We start from the raw sequence: 25,493 nt of genomic DNA on the forward strand, positions 1-25,493 counted from the left end.
ATAAAATAACAGTATTCTAAAAAATAAAAATATGCGTATACTATTTTTAATACTTTCATTTAGTTTATTGGTGTCTAATGTTTATTCCCAACAAGAAAAGCAGGCCGATACAACGGTAAATCATACTGTACCATTAATAAAAGCTAATAAAGCCGATCTGTTGAATAACATTGATGTTATTTTTAATACTCAAATTGGACTAAATAATAATTTTGAGGGTGGAAATTACACAGGAAGTAGCTTTGAAATTAATCAGTTTAGATTTGAAGTAAAAGGAAAAGTCTATAAAGACAAAGTTTTTTTTAGATTTAGAGACAGATACACAAGAGATCCAGAAACGCAATCGGTAGATAACATTAGCCATTCAACAGATTTAGCATTTATTGGGTATAAAATATCTGATCGTACAAGTATTGCCATCGGAAAAATGACAGCAAATTGGGGAGGATATGAATTTGATATGAATCCAATTGATATTTATCAGTACAACGACATTGTAGATAATTCAGATAATTTTTTAACTGGGGTTCAATTTAATTGGACACTATCAAAAAATCATGTTTTATCGGGTCAGATATTAAATTCAAGAACGAAAAGTTTCACAGAACTATACGAGAATGTACCCGATGTTGAGGAAGCAAAATTCCCTGCTGCATACATTGGAAATTGGAACGGAAGTTTTCTAGATGGAAAATTTAAAACAATCTACAGCTTTAGCGTCTTTCAAGAAGCATTAAAAAATGGCAGACCAGTAAATATGTACTATACCGCGTTAGGAAATCAATTTCGGACAAAAAAATGGCTCTTCCAATATGATTTTAAATGGAGCATCGAAGATTTGGATCGCACTGGTGTTGTAAGTTCTCTTATTCCTGAGACAGTTTTAGATCATGCAGCAGAAAATGTTTATTACATAGAACACTGGCTCAGAACTGTCTACTCTATTAATGAACAATGGAAAATTTCCTTAATAGGCATGATAAGCACGTCTTATTGGAAGGATATATCATCACTAGAAAAGTCAGATAGGGTAAGAACAGCTTGGGGAGTAATTCCGACTGTTGAGTTTTATCCTATAAAAAACTTTAATTTAAAGTTTTTTGCTACTTATGTCGGAAGATATTACCGTTATAGCGATTATTCAAAAACAGTTTTAGGACAAGAAAATAATAATACAGGACGAATAATGATCGGTGTAATATCGCCACTATTAGTTTTATAGTTGCTATTATTTTTTTAAAACGGGTTTTCATTAAAAATTAAATAAAAAAAGGAAGATGTAAAACATCTTCCTTTTTTGTGGAGTCGCCGGGAATCGAACCCGGGTCCAAACGAGCAACTAAAGAGCTTTCTACACGCTTATTTCCTGATTGAATTTTCGATGTTGAGCTAGGCCAGAAACAACCACCCAACACTTATCTTCTTAATTTTCGAAATCCACCCGAAGCTCATAGAAATCTAGGTTTATTTTTACGGTTCCCCTGAACGGAACGCCACAAACCAAGGCTTTCCAGGAGAATCCAGCTTCTCTACCTTGTAGAGACGTGGCGCAATCGTACTATGATTCGGATTATGCAGCTAAAGCGTAATTATTTTCGCCGTGTAAAAGTTTAAGATCTTATATTTACGAGCAAGGTCTCAATGCTCGACGTGCTTACTGTTCAATTCGACTCGCTGTCAAAACCAGTCGACCCCAAAAATGAGTCTGCAAATTTAGAGTATTTGAAATTACTTTCTACTAAAATTTTAAAAAAAAGTCATAAAGTCCAAAGTCGAAAGTCCAAAGTCAGCATTAGCAAATGTTTTTTAAGACTTTACGACTTTTGACTTTCGGCTTTACGACTATAATTTTATTCTTCGTCTTTAAAATTAAAAGGATAATCTCCAAAGATTGGAGCTAATTTACGAACTGCATAAGTGTTTCTAGTCATCTTATTAGATAGTGCAATAATTGTTACGCCTTCATTCATCAAAGTAATATAAGATGAGGTGTTTCCGTGCCACCAACCATTATGAAAATAGAAGTTTTGCCCTGTTTCCCAATTAATCATTCTTATTCCTAAACCATAATTTTTAGTTCCTTTACGCTCATTACTGTAGCCTGTGTAAACTTGTTTCAATAGTTCTGGTTTCAAGAAATCTGGAGATTGTCTTGCTCTATCAAATTTTAGAAGATCTCTAGCGGTAGAGAAAACATTTTTATCTCCGTAAACATTATCCAAATAATCAAAACCAATTTCTACGCCATTACCTTTATAAGAAGGAACAATCTTTTTTCTATCCTTATCATCATCAAAAACGTAAGTATTTTTCATTCCAAGAGGTTTGAAAATCATTTCAGACATTGCTTCTTTATAGCTTAAACCTGTAATTTTTTCGATAATAAGCGCTAGCATTGCATAGTTGGTATTGCAGTAGCTAAAACGGGTTCCAGTTTTAGATTCCAAACCAATATCTTTTGTTGCCAGAATATTTAAAATGTCTTTATTGGTCAATTGATTATGTCTGTCCCAAATAGATTTGTCGCGATCTGTAAAATAAGCATAATTGCGCATTCCTGTGCGGTGGCTTAAAAGCATTCTTATGGTACAGTCTTCGTATGGAAAAGTTTTTAAAATAGTATTGACCTTTTGATCTAAATCAATTTTTCCAGCATTAACTAGTTTTAAAACAGCTGTAGCGGTCAAAACTTTACTTACGGAAGCAATTTGAACAGGTGTTTCTGGTGTTATTTTACTGCCTTCATTTTTATTGGCAAAGCCATTATATCTTTCAAATAAAATTTGTCCATTTTTGGCAACCAAGAAGCTTCCGTTCATGGTGTTATTAGGCCAATTTTTATTATAAAAGTGATTTATTCTACCTACAACCGAATTTTTATAAGCTTGCGAAACTGTTTTTTCAGCTCCTAACGGCTTCATTTTTGGCAATGTATCTTCGACTGTCTGAGTTGTATCTGTTGCTGTTTTTTTGTTTTGACCACAAGAACTTAAAACTAGTATAGAAAAAAGTATTTGTGGTATCTTTGTTTTTTTAAGGAAAATCATTTGCATCGTTCTTTAAAAACAAATATATCGAATTCAATTTTGTTGTTTTCTCAATTCTGAGGCTTATAATTATCTATTTTAACATAATTTTAAGTATTGTTAAATTTATTTGTTTGTTTTTCAGCTTTTAACGGTTTTGAAACATTCTAAATAGAATTTTTAAAACAAAAATTTAACTAAAATTGTTATATTTGAAACAAATACAGTGTAAAAAGTTATATTTTAAATATTAAAAAATCAGTTTAGATGAAATTTGGAATCATAAAAGAAAGAAAAAATCCACCGGATAGAAGAGTTGTATTTTCACCTAATGAATTGACAAAATTAAAACAGTTATATCATGATGCTTCTGTAAAAGTTGAAAGTTCAGATATTAGAATTTTTTCTGATGATGATTATAAAAGTATGGGAATCACAGTTGCTGATGATGTTTCTGATTGTGATGTTTTATTTGGCGTAAAAGAAGTTCCAGTAACAGATTTGATTCCAAACAAAGCGTATTTCTTTTTTTCTCATACAATTAAAAAACAGCCTCATAATAGAAAATTACTTCAAGCAGTTTTAGAAAAAAACATTGATTTATACGATCACGAAACAATTGTAGATGAGCATGATCGTCGTTTAATTGGTTTCGGAAGATATGCCGGAATGGTTGGTGTTTATAACGGAATTAGAGCTTTCGGAATTAAATTCGAATTGTTCAAGCTTCCGAAAGCAGAAACACTTTCTGGAAAAGAAGATTTGATCAAGCATTTAAAACGTATCACAATGCCAGCTCTTAAGTTTGTAGTTACAGGAACTGGAAAGGTTGGGAGCGGAGCAAAAGAGATTTTGGATGCAATAAAAATAAAGGAGATTACAATAGATAATTATTTGACTAAAAAATATGCTCAAGCGGTTTACGTACAGCTTGATGTTTTAGAATATAATAAAAGAAAAGATGGACAGGTTTTAGATTTTGTAGATTTTGTTCATCATCCAGAAGAATACGAATCTGATTTTGAGAGATTTACTAAAGTGTCTGATATTTATTTTGCGGGACATTTTTATGCGAGCAATGCTCCAATGATTTTAACGAAAGAAATGCTGAATGCAAGTGATTGCAAATTGAAAGTTGTAGCCGATATTTCTTGTGATGTTAACGGGCCAATTGCTTGTACAATTCGTTCTTCGACAATCGAAGAGCCTTTGTATGGTTATTTTCCTTTAGAAGATAGAGAAGTAGATTTCTTTCACCCTGCAGCCGTTGCTGTTATGGCGGTCGATAATTTGCCATGCGAAATTCCGAAAGATGCAAGCGAAGGTTTTGGAGAACAATTTATGGAACATGTAATTCCTGCTTTCTTCAATGGAGATAAAGATGGAATCTTAAAACGCGCCAAAATAACCGAAAACGGAAAACTAACGGAAAGATTTAGCTATTTACAGGATTATGTAGACGGTAAATAAGTTAAGAGTTAAGAGTTATGAATTATGAGTTTTGCTCATTGTTAAATGTAAAAAAAGGTAAAAACAGTATGTTTTTACCTTTTTGCTTTAGGAAAATTTTGATTTAGTAAGTTAACTCATAACTCTTAACTCATAATTCATAACTTGAAATTAAACCATATCCTCAGGTTTTACCCAAGCATCAAAATCTTCTGGAGTTACATAACCAAGACGAACAGCTTCTTCTTTTAATGTTGTTCCGTTTTTGTGTGCAGTTTGGGCAATTTCTGCTGCTTTGTAATATCCAATTTTAGTATTTAAGGCTGTAACTAGCATTAATGAATTATCTACCAATTCTTTGATTCTTTTATGATTTGGTTCGATTCCTTGTGCGCAATGTTCGTCAAAAGAAACACAAGCATCTCCTAATAATTGTGCCGATTGTAAAAAGTTGGCCGCCATAACAGGTTTAAAAACATTCAATTCATAATGACCTTGCATTCCTCCAACTGCAATTGCCATATCGTTTCCGATAACTTGTGCACAAACCATTGTTAAAGCTTCGCATTGCGTCGGATTCACTTTTCCTGGCATGATAGAAGAACCAGGCTCGTTTTCAGGAATGTGGATTTCTCCAATTCCAGAACGCGGACCAGAAGCTAACATTCTTACGTCATTAGCAATTTTATTTAAGGAAACGGCTAATTGTTTTAAAGCTCCGTGTGTTTCTACAATCGCATCGTGTGCTGCAAGAGCTTCAAATTTGTTTTCTGCCGTTATAAAAGGATGGTTGGTAAATTTGGCAATATATTCGGCTACTTTTATATCATAACCTTTTGGAGTATTTAGTCCGGTTCCAACTGCTGTTCCTCCTAAAGCAATTTCAGATAAGTGGGCTAAAGTGTTTTTTAAAGCCTTTAATCCGAATGCTAGTTGAGCTGCATAACCTGAAATTTCTTGTCCAAGAGTTAATGGCGTTGCATCCATTAAGTGCGTGCGTCCGATTTTGACAACGTCTTTATATTCTACGGCTTTTTTTGCTAAAGTAGCGTGAAGTTTTTCTACACCTGGAATTGTAGTTTCTACAACCATTTTATAAGCCGCGATATGCATTCCTGTTGGAAAAGTGTCATTTGATGATTGTGATTTGTTTACGTCATCATTGGCTTTAATGAATTGTTCGCCTTCGCCTATTTCAAAACCTTTAAGAACTTGAGCGCGATTGGCGATTACTTCATTCACATTCATGTTGCTTTGTGTTCCAGAACCCGTTTGCCAGATTACAAGCGGAAATTGATCGTCTAGTTTGCCTTCTAGAATTTCGTTGCAAACTGCGGCAATTGCATCTCTTTTTTCGATTGGCAGAACTCCTAAATCATAATTGGCATAAGCTGCAGCCTTTTTTAGATAGGCAAAACCTTCAATGATTTCTTTTGGCATTGATGCTGCTGGTCCGATTTTGAAATTGTTTCTGGAACGCTCTGTTTGTGCACCCCAATATTTATCGGCTGGGACTTTAACTTCGCCCATGGTGTCTTTTTCTATTCTATATTTCATTATGGTGTATGTAAAATGTTATTCGTAAAATGTGAAATGTTTTGTTTTAAAACGAAAACTTCTTTTGAAAATGAGTCTTTTAGCCCTGATGGTAGCGGCATCTCCCGATTTAGAAAAACAAGGCTTTTTAGCCGTAGTTTTTGTTTATAGGGAATATAGCGGACAGCAGGAAATAGCTCCTGAAAATTATTGTAATTTGCCTGAGCTCTTTATTTAAAAGGATTTCAAGTTCTAAAAAAGCTTATTTAAAATGAGTATAAATATACGGATAAATGTTATTTAACGAAAATTGATTTAGATTTTATTGCTGAGAAAAAATATATACCCTACATTTGTCGTAACATTCAAAAATTCCGGAAAACATGTTTGAATTTTCACAGTACTTAGGCTTTTTACTTTTCTTAACCATACTAACTATAGGGTTTTGGTTAATGTTTTTCTTGGTTGGTTTCGTATCTTATTGGGTTACGGGAGCTAGCTGGGAAATGATCAAAGAAAAAAGAGCCAGAAAAAGACAAGAAGATCAATCTATTTAATTTTAGATTGATGTCATAAAAAAAGGACCCGTTTTACGAGTCCTTTTTTTTATGCTTGAAAGTAAGGAAATATTGAATAGCGAAGCTCCAAATTGGAATATGGCAAATACTAAAAATCCTAATTCCAATTTTATAACTTGGAATTAGGATTTTTAGTATTGAAAATTAACAGAGATTATCCAGGGAAATCTCCGCCACCTTCTCCACCGCCATCATTTTTAGGCTGTGCGTTTTTATCTCTTTCGCTTTTCGGTTTATTGAAACGGTAAGTGAACGATAAATTAAATTGACGTTTACGGAACTGGAATTCACTATATGAAGTTACATCATCTAAATAAGTATAAGATCTCATTTTTCTTGAATTGAATACGTCGCTAATATTGAAAGCAATCGTTCCTTTATCTTTCATTACATCTTTACTGAAAGCAGTATTCATTCCAAATTGGCCTAAGTTTTTACCTTGAGCTGTTTTTTGTTCTCCGTTGTACATTGCAGTTAACTGCCAGTCAATTTTGTAAGGAAGCGTTACTTTAGAGTTTAATCTTGCAAACCAAGAATTAGCCTGATTATCTAAATTTTGAACAATCTCATTTCCTTGCGTATCTGTATAGCTGTGTTCTCCAGTTGTTTTTACGTTAAAAAAGTTGAAGTTACTGTTTAATCTCCACCATTTGAATGGTGTGTAATTTAATGTAAATTCGAAACCAAATTTTTGCTCTTGCCCTAAGTTAATAGGCATGCTTTTAATAACAGGCGTACCTTCAACTGTTTGACCTGGTGCTGGAGTTACTACATCACCATCAGGAGTTACAACATCACCAGTAGGAGATCTCACAAAACTGAAAACGTCTTTTGTATCTTCAAAATAGGCAGATGTATTGAATGTTACTTTATTCCATTTCTTGATATAACCAATGTCATATTTGTCTGTTAAAGAAGGGTCTAGGTCTGGATTTCCTTGAAAGATATTGATGTTGCTTGAGTAGTTCACAGCAGGATTCATGAAACGTCCTCTAGGTCTAGTCAAACGTTTGCTGTAACTTGCAGTGAAGTTGCTTTGATCTGAGATTTCATAACTAATAAAAGTACTTGGGAATAAGTTGTTGTATTTTTTAGTATTGAAAACGCTATTGTCTAATAAATTCACATGAATATCTGTGTCTTCCCATCTTAAACCAAATAAATAAGAGAATTTATTTACTTTAAAACCATATTGTGTATAAAGAGCATTAATGTTTTCTTTATACTCTAATGTATTTGATAAATTTGGATTTTTTGCTCCATCATTATCTGTTACATAATATTCGTTATTCAAATCGCCAAAACTTCCTTTATAACCCGCTTCAAATTGTCCAGCTTTTCCTAAAGGCAATACATAATCAGCTTGAAACAAAACTTGTTTTTGGATTTGATCATTTAATGTATTATTGAAATTTGGTGAAGCAGTAATTTCACTAAAGCTGTCGTCTGTGTTTCTTGAAATAGAAAGATCTGCAGTAAGTTTGTGCCCTTTGTCGTTAAAGTTTTTAATTAAATTAGAAGTATACTCAAAGTTTTCGCTTCCAGTATCTGCATTGTTTAAACGATAAGATGTTCCTGTATAATTATGGGCAGCATCGTAGTTGTAGTAATTAATTAAATCTCTATCGTCTCCTGAATTTTTTTGATAGTTGATGGCGTTTGTCCAAAATGTAGATGGAGTTATCGTCCATTCAACACCAGCTCTTCCGTTAAAACCTTTTCTAACACGTTTTGTGTCACGGTCTTCATCTAAGTAATTTTTTATTGTTTCGTCTGGATTAAAATATTCAGAATTTGTTTTACCAGCTCCTTCTGTAGTTCTGTAGTTGTATCCAGCAGTTGTAAAATAGTTTAATTTTTTAGTTTTATAGTTCAAATTGGCACTTAAACCATAAGTTTCTGGTAGACCTGTTGAAGCAATAAAAGTTCCGTTGAAACCTTGATTTTTACCTTTTTTTAGAATGATATTGATGATTCCAGAACCACCTTCAGCATCATAACGTGCTGATGGATTAGTGATTACTTCAACTTTGTCAATTGCATCTGCAGGAAGCTGTCTTAATGCTTCTGCCATATTTATAGCTTGCGAAGGTCTTCCATCAATTAAAATACGAATATTGTCGCTTCCTCTTAAACTTACATTTCCTTCAGTATCAACAGAGACAGATGGAACGTTGTCTAAAACATCGCTTACACTTCCGCCTTTTACAATCATATCTTGACCAACGTTGTAAACTTTTTTGTCTAGTTTAATCTCAACAGTCGATTTTTCGGCACGAACAACAACTTCATTTAGTTGCGCAGCGTCTTCCGACAAATTTACTACGCCTAAATTAGTGTCGTCTTTAATGCTTCTTCCTTTAATTTCAGTTGCTTTAAACGAAATAAACTCAACTTTAATATCGTAAGTTCCAGGCGCAACAGCAACCTCAAATTCTCCTTTTGGATTGGTAATACCTCCTGCAATTACTTTTGTGTCATTAGGTGCAGTAATCGAAACGGTAGCGTATTCTAACGGTTGTTTGCTTACTTTCTCGAAAACTTTTCCGGTGACTTTAACTTTGTTTTTGCCTCCAGGGCCTCCTTGCTGAGAGTAATTGTAAAAACTTGTAAATAAGAATACAAGTAATACTGCAAATTTGATTTTTTTCATTTTCTGGTTTTTCTTTAATCCTTTAGACGGCAAATGTAGTTTTTGGTTTAAAGAGAGAAATCACAAAAAAATGTTAATAAGATATTTTAGAATCAATCTAAAAAAGAAGCAACTAAATCAGGATCACGGCCAATTATGGCTTTTCCGTCTTTTACGACAATCGGACGTTCAATTAAAATAGGATTTTCTACCATTGCATTTATAATCTCATCATTGCTCAAAGTTTTGCCTTTAAAATTCTCGATCCAGATTTTTTCTTTGGTTCTAATAAGCTGAATTGGTTCAAGGTTTAGTTGTTCCAATAATGTTTTAAGCTGTTCAAAAGTTGGAGTTTCAGTTAAGTAAGGTATGATTTCAAAATCTTGATTCGATTTTTCAATAAAAGCAAGGCAGTTTCTTGATTTTCCGCATCTCGGATTATGGTAAATTTGTATCATTTTGTTATATTTAGATGTTTCAAATATTCTTAAAATAAAAAAGAGATATTTTTGCAATATCAAAAGTAAGATTAACTTATCGAATTTGAATTCTCATTTTTTAAAATTTTAAATTTATGTTTTTAGAGCAAGGGATTAAACCTGAAAATAAATTTTGGAAATATCTTTTAGGATCTGTATTTATTATTTCGGCATCTTTTGTTGGGCAAATTCCAATTTCGGCAGCTGTATTTTATAAAACGTTTACAGAGCATATTGCTTTTCCGACTACCAACGAGGGTATTATGACTATGTTCGATTCAAATACGACGCTTTTTTTGGTAATGATTTCTTTTGTTTTTGCTTTTGCAGGGATTTATTTTGTTGTAAAATTTATTCATCATCAAACCTTATTGTCGATTACCACTTCAAGATCTAAAGTAGATTGGAAACGAATCTGGTTTTCTTTCTTTTTATGGGCATTTTTTTCATTGCTTAGTTTTTTGTTTGTCTATTTTAGGTCTCCAGAGCAATTTGTATTGCAATTTAAGTTAGTGCCTTTTTTAATATTAGTCATTTTAGGATTTATTTTAATTCCGATTCAAACCAGTACGGAAGAATATGTTTTTAGGGGATACTTAATGCAGGGATTTGCCAATTTGGCTCAGAACAGATGGTTTCCGCTCTTAATGACTTCTGTTATATTTGGTTCAATGCACTGGACAAATCCAGAAGTTGGCAAAATGGGAAATATTATCATGATTTATTATATAGGAACTGGATTGTTTCTGGGTATTATAACATTAATGGATGAAGGAATGGAATTGGCACTCGGTTTTCATGCCGCAAATAATCTTGTAGGTGCATTATTGGTTACCTCAGATTGGACTGTTTTTCAAACCAATTCTATATTTAAAGATCTTTCAGAACCTTCAGCGGGAATAGATGTAATTCTTCCTGTTGTAGTTATTTATCCTATTTTACTTTTTATTTTTAGTAAAAAATACGGATGGACAAATTGGAAAGAAAGATTGACAGGAAACATTAATAATGTCGAATTAAAAGCTTAAGAATATGCAAAATTTAACTCAAAATAACGTTCACAATTATTTTAAACTAAATGGGTATCATTTAAATGCAAAAGATTTGTGTCGTGTTGCTTATAGTTTTATCAAAGAAGGAGATGCTTACGAACAATCTATTGGAGAGTTCTTTTTGGATTGGTTTGATAAAAAAGATTACATCGAAATGACTACTTCTGGAACAACAGGACTTCCAAAATTAGTCAGATTGCAGAAACAAGCAATGATACAATCGGCATTGGCAACTGGCGATTTTTTTGATTTAAAGCCAGGAGATAAAGCATTATTGTGTCTTCCAACTCAATTTATTGCTGGAAAGATGATGCTAGTGAGAAGTTTAATTTTAGGATTAGAATTGGATGTCGTTTCACCAAGTCTGCATCCGTTGGCTTTAAATAGTACTACTTACGATTTTGTTGCGATGGTGCCACTTCAAGTTCAGAATTCTATTGAAGGACTTTCTAAAGTGCGAAAGTTGATTATTGGTGGAGCAAAATTAGATTCGGCTTTAGAAGAAAAATTATTGCCCCTTAAAACAGAAATCTATGAAACGTATGGAATGACAGAAACGATCACACATATCGCTGCAAAACGTTTAGGTGATTCAGTTTTTTCGATTCTTCCAAACGTAAAAATATCTCAAGACGATCGTCAATGTTTGGTTATTCATGTGGCAACAATTTCGGATGAACCAATTGTTACAAACGATTTGGTTGAATTATTGAATGAACAACAATTTAAATTTTTAGGAAGAATAGATAATGTAATTAATAGTGGAGGAGTAAAGCTAATTCCAGAACAGATTGAAGCTAAACTAATCGGAAAAATTGCGAATAGATTTTTCGTTACCGGACTTCCAGATACTACTTTAGGTGAGAAATTGGTTTTGGTTATTGAAGGAGAAAAACAAGAATTTGCTCCTGATTTCTTTGACGTTTTAGGGAAATATGAAAAACCAAAAGAAATAGTTTTTGTTTCAAAATTCAAAGAAAACGAAAACGGAAAGTTGTTGCGAAAACCTACTTTACAAGATTAAATTCCAATCTTTTAAATCCCAAGTTTTCGCAATCTTGTCATTTCGACGCAAGGAGAAATCTTCGCAAGTAACTCCGCTCCAATAGACAAATCTTTGTGGAATTTCTAACGAAGATTTCTCCTTACGTCGAAATGACAAAGCTATATGGAATTAAAAAAAAATCCAAACTCCAAGTTTTAAGATTGGAATTTGGATTTTTTAATATTAAGTATTCCTAAATGATTTGGAATTTATTTTTTGCGTTCCAGTAAAGCCATATAGAATCCATCAAAACCAGATTCAGAAGCTAACATTTTACGATCTTCAATAAAAGTAAATTGCTGTCCGATTTCTGTTTTCAAGAACTTCTCTACTTGCTCTTGGTTTTCTGATGGAAGAACAGAACAAGTTGCATAAACTAATTTTCCGCCTGGTTTTACAATTTTAGAATAGTTTTCCAAAACTTCGCTCTGTACTTTACGAATGTTATCAATAAACTCAGGTTGTAATTTCCATTTAGAATCTGGGTTTCTTTTCAAAACACCTAATCCGCTACAAGGCGCATCGATCAAAACACGATCAGCTTTTTCGTGTAATTTTTTGATCACTTTTGTGCTATCGATGATTCTGTATTCAATGTTAAAAGCACCATTTCTTTTCGCTCTTAATTTTAATTGCTTCAATTTGCTTTCATACAAGTCCATTGCAATCAATTGCCCTTTATTTTCCATTAAAGAAGCCATATGCAATGTTTTTCCGCCAGCACCAGCGCAAGTATCTACAACTCGCATTCCTGGTTTTACATCTAGAAAACCTGCAACTAATTGTGAGTTGGCATCTTGAACTTCAAAAAGTCCTTGTTTAAATGCATCTGTTAAAAATACATTTGCTCTTTCTTTTAAAACAAGAGCTTCTGGTTGGTCTTTTAAATATTCTGTTTCAATATTTAAGTCCATTAAAGTATTTCTAAGACTCTCTTTAGTTCCTTTTAAAGTATTGGTTCTCAAGATAACTTTTGCAGGCTGATTTTGTGCAGCAATTTCTTTTGCCCAAACTTTTTCTCCAAGTTCTTTCACGCCTAATTCATCCATCCAATCAGGAATAGATTCTTTGATAGCTCTAGTCTTAGATAATTCGTCAAAACGTCCTTTAATTTTTCTTTCAGGAGTTCCTTCCAATTGTCTCCAATCTGGAATTGGATAACCGCGTAAAACAGCCCAAACAGCAAACATTCTCCATAGATTGTCTCTGTCATAAGGTTCTTTTACTTCTGCAATTTCAGCATATAATCGTTTCCAGCGAACAATTTCGTATATGGTTTCAGCAACAAACTTCCTGTCAGAACTTCCCCAACGTTTGTCTTTTTTTAATGCTCTTGCTACCACTTTATCTGCATATTCTCCTTCGTTGAAAATTGCATTTAAAGAGTCAATGGTAGTATAAACTAAATTTCTGTGTAATCTCATTTTATTTATTTGAAGTGCAAAGGTAGTATTAATTGGTTGAAAGTTAAATTTTTAATACCGAATCTTGCTCAGACTGCTACTAAAAGAAAAAAAACACTCTGATTTAGAGTGTTTTTTTAGAAATATCTTTTTTTGAGTTTTACTCTTTAGAAATAATTCTCGTTAATCCAATATTTTCAGGAGCATGAAGCACCATTGGGAATTTCTCTATTTTAACAGAGCTGCTGTCTAGACCAAAAGCTCTTTCTTCAGACAAACTCAGTTTTTTGATGAAGAAATAAGAGTTCATGATAATGTTTTCATGCCATCTTAAGTCGTTGTCATTTGATAAGAATTTCTCAGACAATACAAATTTAAAGTCTCCAATAATATTGTTTTTGTTTAAAGATTCGTAACGGCTGGTAATATCTACCTCGCCACGTTTTACCATGTCTTTGATAACTTCTCTAAACATCAAATTGATTTTGGTAGGCTCTCTAAAACCTAAATTAAAGTCAATTCTGTAAATATCGTCTTTAGCAATTTCTGTTACTTTGTATTGCGTTTTATAAGGTTCTGTCAAAATATTAACGTGAACAAACCAATAAATATCTGCTCTTTTTGGGCGTTTTTGAAGGATAGAATAAATGATTTTTTCCTCTAGTTCATCTACACGATTAGCGTTGGTCATATAAACCAAATGCGTAGCATATTTCGGAATTGATAAATCTTGGCTTAACTCAACAAGAACTTGTTTGTAATCGTCAACCTTAACCACTTTCGTGTAGTTTTTGTTGATTTTCTTAGCCAAATACCAAATTGTCATTACAGAAATTAGCATACTGGCAATGATTAGTGTTACATAACCACCTTCTGCAAATTTGGTAATATTAGCGAAAAGGAAACTAAACTCAATCAATAAATAAATAGTAATCAACGGTACCATGAAGTACAGTTTTACACGTTTCATGATTAAGTAGTAATTTAATAGTATAGTAGTCATGATCATACACAAAATGATAGCAAGACCATATGCGTGTTCCATGTTTCCTGATTTTTCGAAATGTAAAACGATTCCAACACAACCAAAAAACAATAACCAGTTGATTGATGGAATGTATAATTGACCTTTTACTTCTGTTGGATATTTGATTTTTACTTTTGGCCAGAAGTTCAATCGCATTGCTTCATTAATTAAAGTAAACGAACCTGATATAAGCGCTTGAGATGCAATTACAGCTGCAAGAGTTGCAACTACAATTCCGAATGGTAAAAACCAATGTGGCATAATTAAGTAAAACGGGTTTCCGTTTTCGCCTCCTAATTGCTGTAAGGTGCTTCCTTCATGATGAATTAAATAAGCTGCTTGTCCGAAATAGTTTAAAACTAAAGTCGTTTTTACAAACATCCAACTGATTCTAATGTTTTTTCTTCCACAGTGTCCCATGTCAGAATACAATGCTTCTGCTCCAGTTGTACATAAGAATACGAAACCTAGAACGAAGAAACCATCAGGGTGTATCGATAATAAATGATAAGCGTAGTATGGATTAATTGCTTTAATTACTTCTGGATAATTCGATACCTGAATTGCTCCTAAGGTTCCTAACATTGCAAACCAGATCAACATCATTGGGGCAAAGAATTTACCAACCAATTTAGTTCCGAACTGCTGAATGGTGAATAAAACGAATAGAATTGTAATTACGATATACACAATGGTTTGTGTTTCCATCGTTGGGTAGAATGCTCTAATTCCTTCTACAGCAGATGAAATCGAAATAGGCGGAGTTATAATTCCGTCAGCAAGCAGGGCGCTTCCTCCAATAATGGCGGGTACTATGAGCCATTGAATTTTTGTTTTTTTGACTAATGCATATAATGCAAAAATTCCTCCTTCACCGTGGTTGTCTGCACTTAAAGTAATAAGTACATATTTAATTGTAGTTTGTAATGTTAAGGTCCAGAACACACAAGAGATACCTCCTAAAACAATATCAGCATTTATCGTGTGATCGCCTAATATAGCCTTCATTACATACAATGGAGAGGTTCCAATATCTCCATATATAATCCCTAAAGTAATTAATAAACCCCCAATAGACAACTTACTATGTAAGTTTTTATGCGATGCGCTCATGTTAATTTTATAAAAAGACGGTTGCAAATTTACTGTTTTAAAACAAATTAGAGGCATTTAAAATTAAAAAGATAAAAAAAAGCACAATCGTAAAATTGTGCTTCTCTTTTTAAATATTATTTATTCTAAAATTAACCTCTTCTTCCATTTCCTCTAGAACTAGAACCGCTTTCTCTTTGGCTTTGTCCGCCTCTAGATTCTTGGCTTATTCTTGGAGACTCTGAACGTTGACTTTGTTGTGTTCTAGCAGAATAGTCTCTATTTGAATTACCAGATTGGTTTTCAGAATAACTTCTTGAGCTTCTTTCTACTCTTGGAGCAGATGCTTCTCGATTAGAATATCCTCTTGATGTATTAGAAGAACTGGTGCTTCCGTAATCTGCTCTTTGCGTATTCTGAACCCTTGGAGTGCTTTCTACTCTTGGAGTATTATTTGCGTTATTAGAATAACCGCGGCCTGTTGTGTTTCTTTCAACGTTTACACTTTCAGAACTTCTGCCAGTAGAGTTGTAACCTCTATTACTATTGCTATTACCGTAGTTATTGTTGCTTCTGTCTACAGTAGGTCTGCTTGTTGTATTTTTATTATCAGCGTATGTTCTGTTAGAGATTCCGTTATCAGAAGTTCTACCTGTATAATTTCTGTTTGTATTATATGTATTTCTGCTAGTTTCTCTGCTCGCAACACGTCTTTGATCTAAATCATATCTGTTGGTTGTGTTAGCATGTCTTTCTGCAAAGCTATAGTTCGGACGCATTCTTTCGTAACCATAACTACGTCTTGTTTCATAAATCGCAGGAGCTGAATAGCTTCTTCTAACATTTACATAGTTGTAATGGTTGTTTACGTTAATATAAACATTTACATTATTTCTATATCTGTAAACTGGATACGGATTCCATGCTCTATAATAGGTTGGGTAATAACCCCAATACCAAGTTGAGCAGTACGGTCTGTAATTTGTCACCCAGAAAGAAGAATAGATAACAGGAACCACACTATAAACAGGCTCATAAATGTAATTTGCTCCGTATAAATAGGTGTTACCTACAACCTGAACACTTACTTTGTTGTAATTATCTCTCTCAACATCAATAGTTGCAATGTCTTGATAAACATCACGATCTAAAACAGCTTGAATAATTACAACGTGCGTTCTGTTTTCAACGCTCTCAATAACACGAAGATAATCTACTTCGTTATCGCCATTAAGGTCTAAGTTTGATATTTGATATTTAGGGTCATTTAAACGTCTTTCAAAATCTTGAAGGTTAGCTGATTCTCCAAACATCGAAGCAACAGCTCTTAAATCTAAGTTATCGCTTATATCTGAGTTTTTTGCATAAACAGTAGTTTGACCTTGTGCAGCACAAGAACCAAAAACTAAGGCTGATATCGCTATTAAAAGTAAATTCGCTTTCATGGCTAATTTGTATTAAATTATTTGTGTTATGAGATATTCAATTACTGTGCCATAAAATTTATGTGCTAAAATATTGCTATTAAAGCATTGATTAATAAGGTTTTGTGTTTTTATTGAAATGTCTTTGAGTTTTTTTTAGATAAAGATCTGTAAATGAAATAGCAAATATTCTTGTCAAAAAAAATGAGAAAATTAATTTTCTATGTTGGAATTAATTGTATTTTAGCGTTAACCAAATTTTAAGTTTCCTATGAAAAAACTCTCTTTATTTTGTGTTATTTTTATTTTATTGATGTCTTTTAGGACATTTAATTATAAAACTGACGTTGTTTACAATAATGGCTTTACTTCAATGACAATAGATACATTATTTAAAGACAGAATTAGTATTAGAGCAATTCTAATTGACAAAAATAAAGTTTGGTACGGGGCCGATAATTCTCGTTTTGGTTATTATGATTTGGATAAAAAAGAAAAATTTGAAGAACATATTTACCGCGATACACTTAAATTAGAATTTAGAAGTATAGCACAAACTTCAAAAGATATTTTTTTGCTGAGTGTGGCAAATCCAGCACTTCTTTATTCCGTTTCAAAGAAAGACCGTAAAGTTAAATTGGTGTATAAAGAAGTTAATCCGAAGGTGTTTTACGATAGTATGCAGTTTTGGAATGATAAGGAAGGAATTGCAATTGGCGATCCGACAGAGGATACTTTTTCTATTATAGTTACACGTGACGGTGGAGAAACCTGGACAAAATTACTGTCTGATAAATTGCCAACAAATAGTACTGGAGAAGCTGCTTTTGCGGCAAGTAACACTAATATCGTTATAAAAGGAAATGATACATGGTTAGTTTCAGGTGGAAAAAAAGCACGTGTTTTTTATTCTCCCGACAAAGCAAAAACATGGAAAGTTGTAGAAACTCCTATTGTGCAGGGAAAACAAATGACAGGAATTTTTACGGCCGATTTTTATGATTCTAAACAAGGTTTCGTTGCAGGAGGAGATTACGATCTTCCTAATAATAAAGCCAATAATAAAGCTTTTACAAAAGATGGTGGCAAGACTTGGCAATTAATTGGTCAGAATATGGGATTTGGCTATGCATCATGTGTGCAATATGTTCCAGGAGGTAATGGAAAAGAAATTGTTTGTGTAGGCTCTGAAGGAATACAATATTCTCAAAATGGAGGAGAAAACTGGATGCAGCTTTCTACCGATAAAGGATTTTTTACCATTCGTTTTGTGAATAGGAACACTGCAATCGCAGCAGGACATAATAAAGTGGTTCGACTTAATTTTAAATAAAAAAATAAGAACCCTAAATAATAAAGTAAGTATTATTATATAGGGTTCTTATCGCTGTTGTATCGTTAAGTTTAATCTTTATTGCCTTTGTCTCGGTATTGTTGCAGTAACTTTCTATTAAAATCGTCTTCTGATTTTTTAAGCAATAATATTTTCTTTGCTGGGAGTACTTTTTTAAGGCTGCTCATATATTTGTCTCGAAGCTGATATATTTCTTTATCAGTACTCTCTATTTGAGATAATAATGTCGCTGCTTCTTTATCTGAAAGATTTTTTAGATTCTCATCTTTAAGCTGTTTAATATAAGTTTTCATTTTCAGATACTTTAATTCATATTGCTTGTCATCGTAAGCATTATAAATTGGCCAGAATTTTTCGGCTTCGGTTGAAGTTAATTCTAATTCTGTTGTTAAAAATGACACTTTAAAAGCTTTGATTTTTTCTCGCTTTTCATCAATTTTTCCATTTTGTGCAAAAAATGAAATACTTGTCAGAAATAGCAGTAGCGGTAAAATGTTTTTTATTTTCATTGCTAAGTTAAGTTGTTGAGTTAAGTTTGATTTAATTTTGTTCTGAAATTAAGTGTTCTATGTTTGGACTTGCAGCTAAGATATCTTCTAGTGTTTCGTCTTCTAGAGTAACATTGTTACCTAATTTTTCTATGTCACTGTCGTCTAATGTTTGAATTAAATCGTATTGGCTTATATTGGAGTGATAAGATAAATAGTTTTCTAAAGTAGCTTCGTCAAGATCGTTTACGCTAGCTTTATAATTGTTTGCAATTGGTATTAGTAATGCAAAAGCAATTACTGCAGCGGCAGCCAGAGAAATTGTTTTTTTGCGTTTGTAAAAAGGAATTACCTTAACTTCTTTTTCGTTTAATTGTTGTAAAACCTTCTCTGAAAAATCATCAAAATAATTGTCCGGAGCTTTAAAGCCAGATTTTATTTTGGGTTCGTTTTCTAATTTAAATGTTTTCATAATACTTATAAGATAGTTTTAGTTACAAAAGGTTTAATTTGATGTAACATATAATTCAATTTTTTTTACTGCGTGATGATAAGATGCTTTTAAAGCTCCAACAGATGTTCCTAAAATATCTGCGATTTCTTCATATTTCAATTCTTCAAAATATTTCATTTTGAAAACTAATTGTTGCTTTTCTGGAAGTGTTACAATTGCTTTTTGAAGTTTGATTTGAATTTCATCTCCATCAAAATAAAGATCAGCTTTTAAATTATCAATCGTTTTGTTTTGCAGATCTTCAGACGAAATGCCGCTTAATTTCGCTTTTTGCGATAAAAAAGTCAAAGCTTCGTTGGTAGCAATGCGATACATCCAAGAAAAAAGTTTGCTTTCTCCTTTAAAGTTTTTAAGATTTTGAAAGACTTTTACAAAAGTATTCTGTAAAACATCATCAGCATCGTCATGATTCAAAACAATGTTTCGAATATGAGAATACAAAGGTTTCTGATAATCAGACAAGAGTTTTTGAAACGCAATATTTTGCGTTTCAGGGTTTAATAATTCTTTTATAAATTCTTTCTCGTCTATCAAACTTTTTGTTTTGTAAACTTTTTTAATAGAAGTTAGACAGAATTTAAAGGAAAAGGTTTAATGTACCTTCGAAATTATTTAAAATTCTGAGTCTTCTTCTTGTGTAGGTGTTTGCGTAGGAGCTGGTGCTGGCGCAGCAGGTTTACGTTTTACAGGCTCTGTACGTGGTTGTTCTGTGCGTGGTTGTTCTGTGCGTGGCTCGCTTGGAGTTTCACTAGTATTTTCTGGAGCGTAAACAGGCTCAGCAGTAACTGGAACTACTTTAGGTTTTATAGGGAAATAAATCTCAGTTACCAATTTAGAAGAAGCTTTTACATCCAATTTACTTAGAGTCAAGATTTCAAGATGTGACCAGCTTAAATCTGGAATAATTTTTTGGTTGTTGATGTAAGCAGTTGTTTTAGCTATTGCTTCATTTCTATGAGAGTAATCTCCAGTAAGAGTTGTTTTTACAGCGTCAAAACCATTTAATTTTCCAGCTAAAATATCGCTTCCTGAACTTGTTGAAATTTCTTTATTAATAGGAAGACAGATTGAAATCTTCGCTAAACCAGTTTTGGTATCGTACGTATGATAAATGATAAAAGGTTTTCCTACCTCAGACAAACCATTTGTTTCGCTAAAGTGAATAAGCTTCGGAATTACAATTCTAGCATTTTTGCTTATTTTGGCAATCTCACTAGTAAAAGTCTGCTTGATATAAGGAGTTTCGGTTTTCTTTACCACTCCGTCTACTGTAACTGCAAAAGTTTTGGTTTCGTAGTCTAGGTTTTTATCAATATTGGCTAAGCTTTTTTCGTAGATAGTTCCAATAACTCTATCTGAACCTCCATGTAAAGCGGTATATATTTTAAATAGAAAGCTCATAGTTCCTTTTCCTTTCCAAGTAACTTTTGTTTTTCCGTTCAAAGTATCTTTTAAAGTCCAATTTACATCAGCTTCTGTACCGTCAAATTGCATTTTTTGGTCAATGCTTTCGCCGTCTTTTGTTTTAAGAATAATAGAGTTTCCTTTTCCATCAGCACCATCCCAATAAAATGTAGCGCCATTTCCGCTTGTTTTATTAGCATAAGTCATTTTGATAGAAGGATCTTCAACCGACCATGATTCAAAATCTTCGTAATTTCTAAAGTCGTTTAAGTAGTTATAAACCGTTGCACGAGGCGAATTGATAACTTTACTTCTTTCTACAGAAAAATCTCCTTTCTGAGTAGCAACAAAAACAGTAAGAGCAACAAAGCTTAAAAGTGCAAAAAGAAATAAATACTTTAGAATTTTCATGGTAGATTGTTTGGTTTCGGTAAAGTTATAAATTTATCATGAGTCTTACTAATAACCCATAATGATTAGGTTTATTTTATGGCAACCAGAATAATTTATCTTTTTAAAAATATTTTAATTACGAACAAAAGAACAATAAAAAGCAGAAAGGCTAGGAGTACTTTGTAATTCCCTTTATAAAAGACTTTATGTAATTTCAAATCTTTTCGATAAGCAAATATCATGATGATTACAAAAGCGATAAAAAAACATACTCCAAATAGTATTTGACCTTGACTGAACATAGTTATAAAAATTTTTAGCAAATTTAGAGATTTGTAAACGATTTGCTGCTAAATTGCCTTTTCATTTCATTCAATAAATTTTCAGATTTATAAGAAAGTGACTTAAATTAGCAAAAAAAAAGAAAACTACTATATGAAAAAACAACTTGATGCCGTAACAGAATTCCACACTGCTTTTAGAATTGGCCACAGCACAACACCAAAGGCTGATGTAGGAGCAGAAAAGAAATTACTTCGTTATAATTTAATGAAGGAAGAAAATGAGGAATATTATGAAGCGGTTCAGAATAATGATTTAGTTGAAATTGCAGACGCTCTTGGAGATATGATGTATATTTTGTGTGGAACAATTATTGAACACGGACTTCAAGATAAAATTGAAGCAGTTTTTGATGAAATCCAGCGCAGTAATATGAGTAAATTAGGAGAAGATGGTCAGCCAATTTACCGCGAAGATGGAAAAGTGATGAAAGGTCCAAATTATTTTAAACCAGATTTTTCGAAATTGTTGTAAAGAAGTTTTTTTAACGCAAAGAACGCTAAGTTTTTTTTGTAGTTCTTGTAAAAAAAAAGCAAAGAACGCAAAGCGTTGTCTCATTTTTGTCATTTCGACGAAGGAGAAATCTTCGCAAGAAACTCTACAAAGATTAATGATTCTGATTGCGGAGTTACTAGTGAAGATTTCTCCTTCGTCGAAATGACAAGATTGTGTTTAATCTTGGCGTTCTCTGCAGTAAAATTTAAGAATAAAGAAAAATAGAAAACCCGACAGATTTTAAAAAATCTGTCGGGTTTATTTTTATGTTAATCTTGGGATTATTGAACTTTAACTGTCCATCCGTAAGTGTCTTCAGAAAGTTTGTTTTGAAGATTAGTTAATTTTTCTTTTAAGAAAGAAGCATAAGAATTCTCGATTGGAGCCATTTCAAAGTATTCGTCTTTATAAGAGAATCCTTTGATAACGCTAATAACTGCAGCAGTTCCTGCTCCGAAGATTTCTTTCAAAGATCCGTTTTTAGCAGCTTCAACCAATTCTGAAACAATTACTGGGCGAACTTCAACTTTTAATCCTTCTTTTTCTGCCATTGCAATTAAACTTTTTCTGGTAACACCATCTAAAATTCTTTCGCTTGTTGGAGCAGTTAATAAAGTATCATTAATTCTGAAGAAAACGTTCATTGTTCCAGCTTCTTCTAATTTTGTGTGTGTTGCATCATCTGTCCAGATAACTTGTTGAAAACCATCTTTGTTCGCCAAGTTAGTTGGGTAAAACTGAGCAGCGTAGTTTCCGGCAGCTTTTGCAGCACCGATTCCACCATTTGCAGCTCTACTGAAATGCTCAGCAATGATAACTTTTACTTCTCCTCCATAATATGCTTTTGCAGGAGAAAGTAAAATCATAAATTTATATTCGTCAGAAGGATTTGCAATAACTCCAGGACCTGTAGCAATCATAAATGGACGAATATACATACTAGCTCCGTTTCCTCTTTGAATCCAATCTTTATCTAATTTCAATAATTCATTTAAACCATCCATAAAAATAGCCTCAGGAACTTCTGGCATTGCCATTCTTACAGCCGATTTGTTGAAACGGTTGAAGTTTTCATCTGGTCTAAACAACCAAACATCATTATTGTCATCTTTATAAGCTTTCATTCCTTCAAAAATTGCTTGTCCGTAATGGAAGACTTTTGATGACGGGTCCATTAAAATTGGAGCATAAGGCTTAATGACAGGGTTTTGCCATTGCCCATTTTTAAAATCGCATTCGAATAAATGGTCTGTAAATACAGCACCAAAACTTAAGTTGTCAAAATCTACTTCGTTGATTTTTGTAGAAGTAGCTTTAATGATTTCAATTTTGCTTGTTTGAGTTGTACTCATAGTTATGTAAGTTTTTTGTGAGATATTCTTCACTGTCAGAAATACTAGAGTGATGATATCGTGTAAAATGGAATTTATTGAATGCAAAATTACGTAAAAATCTGTAAAATGCTTAGCGAAAATTCATTATTTAATGGTTTTGATTGAGATTTATTTATCCTATAATAAACTCAAATATTTGATTGGTTTTTATAAAGATTTTATGAAAAAAGTACGGTTTTTTAAGGCTTTACGCATTAGTTTTGATTAAATTTGATTATTAAAATGGCTTGAAAACCAATAAAAAGCCATTGTAAAATTCTGAAAAAAGTGAAAAGAGAAATAATTAAAACGCTAGATGGCTCAACTACAATTCGTTTACCAGAGTGGGATGAATGCTATCATTCTAAACATGGCGCAATTCAGGAAGCAAAGCACGTTTTTATTAAAAACGGTCTTTCATTATTTGATAATCCTATAAGTATATTAGAAATTGGTTTTGGTACAGGGTTAAATGCTTTTATTACTTTTTTGGAATCTGTTAGAAAGAAACAGGCGATTGATTATGTTGGAGTAGAAGCGTATCCTGTAGATGCAGACGAGATTTTGGAAATGAATTATGCTGATGAATTGGATGCATCGGAATTTTATAACATTTTTGAAAAAATGCATAAATCTCAATGGAATGAAAAAATAGAAATTTGCGACCAGTTCTCGTTAACCAAAAGAAAACAATTTTTTCACGAAATAAACGATTTTGAAATTTTTGATTTGATTTATTTTGACGCCTTTGGTTACCGAGTGCAACCGGAACTTTGGAGTACCGAAATTTTTCAGAAAATGTACAACAGTTTAAAGCCAAACGGAGTTCTTGTTACATACGCAGCTCGAGGAGTTGTTAAAAGAAGCATGATTGAAGTTGGATTTACTGTAGAAAAATTAGCAGGGCCTCCAGGAAAAAGAGAAATGTTTCGAGCTTTTAAAAAGGTTTAAATGAGTTATTTAGAATAATTCTACATTGATTTATGTGTTTTAAGAAAACGTATTCGTTGCTAAAGTTTTTAAAAAAATAAGTTAAAAGTAGAATTTATGTTAGTTAATTGTTTAAATTTGGCTCGAGTTTAAAAAAATAGATAACCCCCGAAAATCTTATTTTATTATGTCAAAAATGATGTTTGATTACACGAAATCAATACTTGAGAGAGTTAGTTTCGATCCGATACTTTTCTGCAAAGAGTTAGAAAAAGCTATCAAAACACTGTTACCTTACGAAATGGAACAATTGCAAGAGTGGTTACTTAATTTCGTTGTTGGAAAACCAGAATTAAAGCCAAGTCTACAGCTAATTAAAGTATAAAAAGAAAGGAGCCAAATTGGCTCCTTTTTTATTGCGCTTTCTTTTGTAACGGACTAATGATTTGAACATTCTGAAAAACAATTGCGCCTTTTACAACGCCAGCAATTGTAGATCTTAATGCATCAATGATTTGCATCTTTAATTCGCTCTTTGGGTAAATTAAACTTACTTCTCGAGCAGGTTTTGGCTCCTTAAAATTACGGAGCTTCAGTTTGTCGGATTCTTTTAAGTCTAAAGTGTGCAAGTACGGAAGTAACGTTGTACCAAGGCCTTCGTCTGCCAATTTAATTAAGGTTTCAAAACTTCCGCTTTGAATCTGAAAATTAGTTTGATCGGCGTCTGAGACATTTTTGCACAAATTTAAAATACCATCTCTAAAGCAATGTCCGTCTTGTAATAACAGAATTTCATTCAGATTTAAATCGGAAACTTCAATTTCTTCTTTCTGAAAACTTGCATGATGTTCAGGAATATATGCTACGAAAGGTTCAAAATACAAAACAATTTCTTTAATTTTTTCGTCTTCAAGCGGTGTTGCAGCAATTGCAGCATCCAAATGTCCGTTTTTTAGTTTCAGAATAATTTCCTCGGTATTCAACTCTTCAATTAAGAGTTTAACTTTTGGATATTTTTTAATGAAGTTATTCAAAAACATAGGAAGCAACGTTGGCATAATCGTTGGAATAATTCCTAAACGAAATTCTCCGCCAATAAAACCTTTCTGTTGTTCTACTATATCTTTTATACGATCAGCCTCGTTTACAATATTTTTTGCCTGATTTACGATTTTTTGTCCAATATCAGTAAGTTGGATCGGTTTTTTACTTCTATCGAAAATTAAAATATTAAGTTCTTCTTCGATTTTTTGTATTTGCATACTTAAAGTTGGCTGTGTTACGAAGCATTTTTCAGCAGCAAGAGTGAAATTTTTATGCTCAGCAACCGCTAACACATATTGCAATTGAGTTATAGTCATGTTGATAGTAATTTGTGATGCAAAAATAAGAAAATATAATTTTTATTTATGTTTATTTTAGTAAAGTTACTCTAAATTTGTAGTAAATTAGTGTAA

The 25,493-nt window shown here is 32.6% G+C and carries 23 protein-coding genes and 1 other RNA gene; 10 read left to right on the forward strand and 14 right to left on the reverse strand.

What is annotated here, in order from left to right:
* Positions 1-31: 31 nt before the first annotated feature.
* Positions 32-1,222: a porin gene (locus AC1Q5Z_RS17130; RefSeq protein ID WP_286971372.1), complete on the forward strand. Its 1,191-nt coding sequence runs from the start codon at positions 32-34 to the stop codon at positions 1,220-1,222.
* A 75-nt stretch (positions 1,223-1,297) separates the two neighbouring features.
* On the opposite strand, the gene ssrA is transcribed toward AC1Q5Z_RS17130, so the two are convergent.
* Positions 1,298-1,695, reverse strand: a transfer-messenger RNA (tmRNA) gene (gene ssrA, locus AC1Q5Z_RS17135).
* A 155-nt stretch (positions 1,696-1,850) separates the two neighbouring features.
* Positions 1,851-3,053: a serine hydrolase domain-containing protein gene (locus AC1Q5Z_RS17140; RefSeq protein WP_492446076.1), complete on the reverse strand. Its 1,203-nt coding sequence runs from the start codon at positions 3,051-3,053 to the stop codon at positions 1,851-1,853.
* Positions 3,054-3,293: 240 nt separating this feature from the next.
* Here AC1Q5Z_RS17140 and AC1Q5Z_RS17145 point away from each other — a divergent pair, with 240 nt between their 5' ends.
* On the forward strand, positions 3,294-4,496 hold the full coding sequence (locus tag AC1Q5Z_RS17145) for an NAD(P)-dependent oxidoreductase (protein WP_492446078.1): 1,203 nt from the start codon (positions 3,294-3,296) through the stop codon (positions 4,494-4,496).
* A gap of 150 nt (positions 4,497-4,646) precedes the next feature.
* Here AC1Q5Z_RS17145 and fumC read toward each other — a convergent pair whose 3' ends face one another.
* On the reverse strand, positions 4,647-6,032 hold the full coding sequence (gene fumC, locus AC1Q5Z_RS17150) for a class II fumarate hydratase (RefSeq protein WP_492446080.1): 1,386 nt from the start codon (positions 6,030-6,032) through the stop codon (positions 4,647-4,649).
* A 70-nt stretch (positions 6,033-6,102) separates the two neighbouring features.
* Between fumC and AC1Q5Z_RS17155 the strand changes: the two genes are divergently transcribed.
* A complete protein-coding gene (locus tag AC1Q5Z_RS17155; RefSeq protein ID WP_492446082.1) occupies positions 6,103-6,249 on the forward strand; it encodes a hypothetical protein in 147 nt (48 codons plus the stop codon).
* 145 nt (positions 6,250-6,394) lie between these two features.
* Positions 6,395-6,568, forward strand: coding sequence for a hypothetical protein (locus AC1Q5Z_RS17160; protein ID WP_492446084.1), 174 nt, complete (start codon positions 6,395-6,397; stop codon positions 6,566-6,568).
* Between the two features lie 175 nt (positions 6,569-6,743).
* On the opposite strand, the gene AC1Q5Z_RS17165 is transcribed toward AC1Q5Z_RS17160, so the two are convergent.
* The gene (locus tag AC1Q5Z_RS17165) at positions 6,744-9,242 is read right to left on the reverse strand and encodes a TonB-dependent receptor (RefSeq protein ID WP_492446086.1); all 2,499 of its coding nucleotides are present in this window, start codon (positions 9,240-9,242) and stop codon (positions 6,744-6,746) included.
* Between the two features lie 92 nt (positions 9,243-9,334).
* Positions 9,335-9,679 (reverse strand): arsenate reductase (glutaredoxin), encoded by a 345-nt coding sequence (gene arsC / locus AC1Q5Z_RS17170; RefSeq protein ID WP_343585543.1) that lies wholly within the window; start codon positions 9,677-9,679, stop codon positions 9,335-9,337.
* Positions 9,680-9,795: 116 nt separating this feature from the next.
* Here arsC and AC1Q5Z_RS17175 point away from each other — a divergent pair, with 116 nt between their 5' ends.
* Positions 9,796-10,728 carry a CPBP family intramembrane glutamic endopeptidase gene (locus AC1Q5Z_RS17175; RefSeq protein ID WP_343585546.1) on the forward strand — a complete coding sequence of 311 codons (933 nt, stop codon included), beginning with the start codon at positions 9,796-9,798 and terminating at the stop codon, positions 10,726-10,728.
* 4 nt (positions 10,729-10,732) lie between these two features.
* On the forward strand, positions 10,733-11,776 hold the full coding sequence (locus AC1Q5Z_RS17180; protein ID WP_492446088.1) for an AMP-binding protein: 1,044 nt from the start codon (positions 10,733-10,735) through the stop codon (positions 11,774-11,776).
* A 230-nt stretch (positions 11,777-12,006) separates the two neighbouring features.
* On the opposite strand, the gene AC1Q5Z_RS17185 is transcribed toward AC1Q5Z_RS17180, so the two are convergent.
* The 3 genes from AC1Q5Z_RS17185 to AC1Q5Z_RS17195 form a co-directional block, all read right to left on the reverse strand.
* Positions 12,007-13,221 carry an RsmB/NOP family class I SAM-dependent RNA methyltransferase gene (locus AC1Q5Z_RS17185; protein ID WP_198856498.1) on the reverse strand — a complete coding sequence of 405 codons (1,215 nt, stop codon included), beginning with the start codon at positions 13,219-13,221 and terminating at the stop codon, positions 12,007-12,009.
* A gap of 139 nt (positions 13,222-13,360) precedes the next feature.
* Positions 13,361-15,340, reverse strand: coding sequence for a KUP/HAK/KT family potassium transporter (locus AC1Q5Z_RS17190; protein WP_198856497.1), 1,980 nt, complete (start codon positions 15,338-15,340; stop codon positions 13,361-13,363).
* A gap of 131 nt (positions 15,341-15,471) precedes the next feature.
* Positions 15,472-16,764: a hypothetical protein gene (locus AC1Q5Z_RS17195; RefSeq protein WP_492446091.1), complete on the reverse strand. Its 1,293-nt coding sequence runs from the start codon at positions 16,762-16,764 to the stop codon at positions 15,472-15,474.
* A gap of 250 nt (positions 16,765-17,014) precedes the next feature.
* Here AC1Q5Z_RS17195 and AC1Q5Z_RS17200 point away from each other — a divergent pair, with 250 nt between their 5' ends.
* Positions 17,015-18,076, forward strand: coding sequence for a WD40/YVTN/BNR-like repeat-containing protein (locus tag AC1Q5Z_RS17200; protein ID WP_198856495.1), 1,062 nt, complete (start codon positions 17,015-17,017; stop codon positions 18,074-18,076).
* Between the two features lie 71 nt (positions 18,077-18,147).
* Here the strand turns inward: AC1Q5Z_RS17200 and AC1Q5Z_RS17205 are convergent, their stop codons facing one another.
* The 4 genes from AC1Q5Z_RS17205 to AC1Q5Z_RS17220 all read right to left on the reverse strand — a co-directional run bounded on the left by AC1Q5Z_RS17205 (position 18,148) and on the right by AC1Q5Z_RS17220 (position 20,914).
* Positions 18,148-18,606, reverse strand: coding sequence for a sensor of ECF-type sigma factor (locus AC1Q5Z_RS17205; RefSeq protein ID WP_198856494.1), 459 nt, complete (start codon positions 18,604-18,606; stop codon positions 18,148-18,150).
* A gap of 31 nt (positions 18,607-18,637) precedes the next feature.
* Positions 18,638-19,057, reverse strand: a complete 420-nt coding sequence (locus tag AC1Q5Z_RS17210) for a hypothetical protein (RefSeq protein WP_278020852.1) — start codon at positions 19,055-19,057, stop codon at positions 18,638-18,640.
* Between the two features lie 33 nt (positions 19,058-19,090).
* The gene (locus tag AC1Q5Z_RS17215; RefSeq protein WP_198856492.1) at positions 19,091-19,633 is read right to left on the reverse strand and encodes an RNA polymerase sigma factor; all 543 of its coding nucleotides are present in this window, start codon (positions 19,631-19,633) and stop codon (positions 19,091-19,093) included.
* A 78-nt stretch (positions 19,634-19,711) separates the two neighbouring features.
* Positions 19,712-20,914: an SRPBCC family protein gene (locus tag AC1Q5Z_RS17220; protein ID WP_492446094.1), complete on the reverse strand. Its 1,203-nt coding sequence runs from the start codon at positions 20,912-20,914 to the stop codon at positions 19,712-19,714.
* A 417-nt stretch (positions 20,915-21,331) separates the two neighbouring features.
* On the opposite strand from AC1Q5Z_RS17220, the gene AC1Q5Z_RS17225 reads away from it, so the two are divergent.
* Positions 21,332-21,712 (forward strand): pyrophosphohydrolase domain-containing protein, encoded by a 381-nt coding sequence (locus AC1Q5Z_RS17225; RefSeq protein ID WP_286968840.1) that lies wholly within the window; start codon positions 21,332-21,334, stop codon positions 21,710-21,712.
* A 302-nt stretch (positions 21,713-22,014) separates the two neighbouring features.
* On the opposite strand, the gene AC1Q5Z_RS17230 is transcribed toward AC1Q5Z_RS17225, so the two are convergent.
* Positions 22,015-23,085 carry a branched-chain amino acid aminotransferase gene (locus tag AC1Q5Z_RS17230; protein ID WP_198856489.1) on the reverse strand — a complete coding sequence of 357 codons (1,071 nt, stop codon included), beginning with the start codon at positions 23,083-23,085 and terminating at the stop codon, positions 22,015-22,017.
* A 309-nt stretch (positions 23,086-23,394) separates the two neighbouring features.
* Between AC1Q5Z_RS17230 and mnmC2 the strand changes: the two genes are divergently transcribed.
* Together mnmC2 and AC1Q5Z_RS17240 are read left to right on the forward strand one after the other, a co-directional pair.
* Entirely contained in the window at positions 23,395-24,057 is a 663-nt protein-coding gene (gene mnmC2, locus AC1Q5Z_RS17235; RefSeq protein ID WP_343585566.1) for a tRNA (5-methylaminomethyl-2-thiouridine)(34)-methyltransferase MnmC2, read from the forward strand.
* A 166-nt stretch (positions 24,058-24,223) separates the two neighbouring features.
* A complete protein-coding gene (locus AC1Q5Z_RS17240) occupies positions 24,224-24,421 on the forward strand; it encodes a hypothetical protein (RefSeq protein WP_202003427.1) in 198 nt (65 codons plus the stop codon).
* A gap of 28 nt (positions 24,422-24,449) precedes the next feature.
* On the opposite strand, the gene AC1Q5Z_RS17245 is transcribed toward AC1Q5Z_RS17240, so the two are convergent.
* Positions 24,450-25,397 (reverse strand): LysR substrate-binding domain-containing protein, encoded by a 948-nt coding sequence (locus AC1Q5Z_RS17245; protein WP_198856487.1) that lies wholly within the window; start codon positions 25,395-25,397, stop codon positions 24,450-24,452.
* Positions 25,398-25,493 lie beyond the last annotated feature (96 nt).

The organism is Flavobacterium sp. GW823-FHT06G12 (genome assembly GCF_058794775.1).

Coding starts and splice junctions, on each gene's coding strand:
- AC1Q5Z_RS17130 (WP_286971372.1), top strand. CDS start 32: ATGCGTATACTATTTTTAATACTTTCATTTAGTTTATTGGTGTCTAAT.
- AC1Q5Z_RS17140 (WP_492446076.1), bottom strand. CDS start 3,053: ATGCAAATGATTTTCCTTAAAAAAACAAAGATACCACAAATACTTTTT.
- AC1Q5Z_RS17145 (WP_492446078.1), top strand. CDS start 3,294: ATGAAATTTGGAATCATAAAAGAAAGAAAAAATCCACCGGATAGAAGA.
- fumC (WP_492446080.1), bottom strand. CDS start 6,032: ATGAAATATAGAATAGAAAAAGACACCATGGGCGAAGTTAAAGTCCCA.
- AC1Q5Z_RS17155 (WP_492446082.1), top strand. CDS start 6,103: ATGAGTCTTTTAGCCCTGATGGTAGCGGCATCTCCCGATTTAGAAAAA.
- AC1Q5Z_RS17160 (WP_492446084.1), top strand. CDS start 6,395: ATGTTTGAATTTTCACAGTACTTAGGCTTTTTACTTTTCTTAACCATA.
- AC1Q5Z_RS17165 (WP_492446086.1), bottom strand. CDS start 9,242: ATGAAAAAAATCAAATTTGCAGTATTACTTGTATTCTTATTTACAAGT.
- arsC (WP_343585543.1), bottom strand. CDS start 9,679: ATGATACAAATTTACCATAATCCGAGATGCGGAAAATCAAGAAACTGC.
- AC1Q5Z_RS17175 (WP_343585546.1), top strand. CDS start 9,796: ATGTTTTTAGAGCAAGGGATTAAACCTGAAAATAAATTTTGGAAATAT.
- AC1Q5Z_RS17180 (WP_492446088.1), top strand. CDS start 10,733: ATGCAAAATTTAACTCAAAATAACGTTCACAATTATTTTAAACTAAAT.
- AC1Q5Z_RS17185 (WP_198856498.1), bottom strand. CDS start 13,221: ATGAGATTACACAGAAATTTAGTTTATACTACCATTGACTCTTTAAAT.
- AC1Q5Z_RS17190 (WP_198856497.1), bottom strand. CDS start 15,340: ATGAGCGCATCGCATAAAAACTTACATAGTAAGTTGTCTATTGGGGGT.
- AC1Q5Z_RS17195 (WP_492446091.1), bottom strand. CDS start 16,764: ATGAAAGCGAATTTACTTTTAATAGCGATATCAGCCTTAGTTTTTGGT.
- AC1Q5Z_RS17200 (WP_198856495.1), top strand. CDS start 17,015: ATGAAAAAACTCTCTTTATTTTGTGTTATTTTTATTTTATTGATGTCT.
- AC1Q5Z_RS17205 (WP_198856494.1), bottom strand. CDS start 18,606: ATGAAAATAAAAAACATTTTACCGCTACTGCTATTTCTGACAAGTATT.
- AC1Q5Z_RS17210 (WP_278020852.1), bottom strand. CDS start 19,057: ATGAAAACATTTAAATTAGAAAACGAACCCAAAATAAAATCTGGCTTT.
- AC1Q5Z_RS17220 (WP_492446094.1), bottom strand. CDS start 20,914: ATGAAAATTCTAAAGTATTTATTTCTTTTTGCACTTTTAAGCTTTGTT.
- AC1Q5Z_RS17225 (WP_286968840.1), top strand. CDS start 21,332: ATGAAAAAACAACTTGATGCCGTAACAGAATTCCACACTGCTTTTAGA.
- AC1Q5Z_RS17230 (WP_198856489.1), bottom strand. CDS start 23,085: ATGAGTACAACTCAAACAAGCAAAATTGAAATCATTAAAGCTACTTCT.
- AC1Q5Z_RS17240 (WP_202003427.1), top strand. CDS start 24,224: ATGTCAAAAATGATGTTTGATTACACGAAATCAATACTTGAGAGAGTT.
- AC1Q5Z_RS17245 (WP_198856487.1), bottom strand. CDS start 25,397: ATGACTATAACTCAATTGCAATATGTGTTAGCGGTTGCTGAGCATAAA.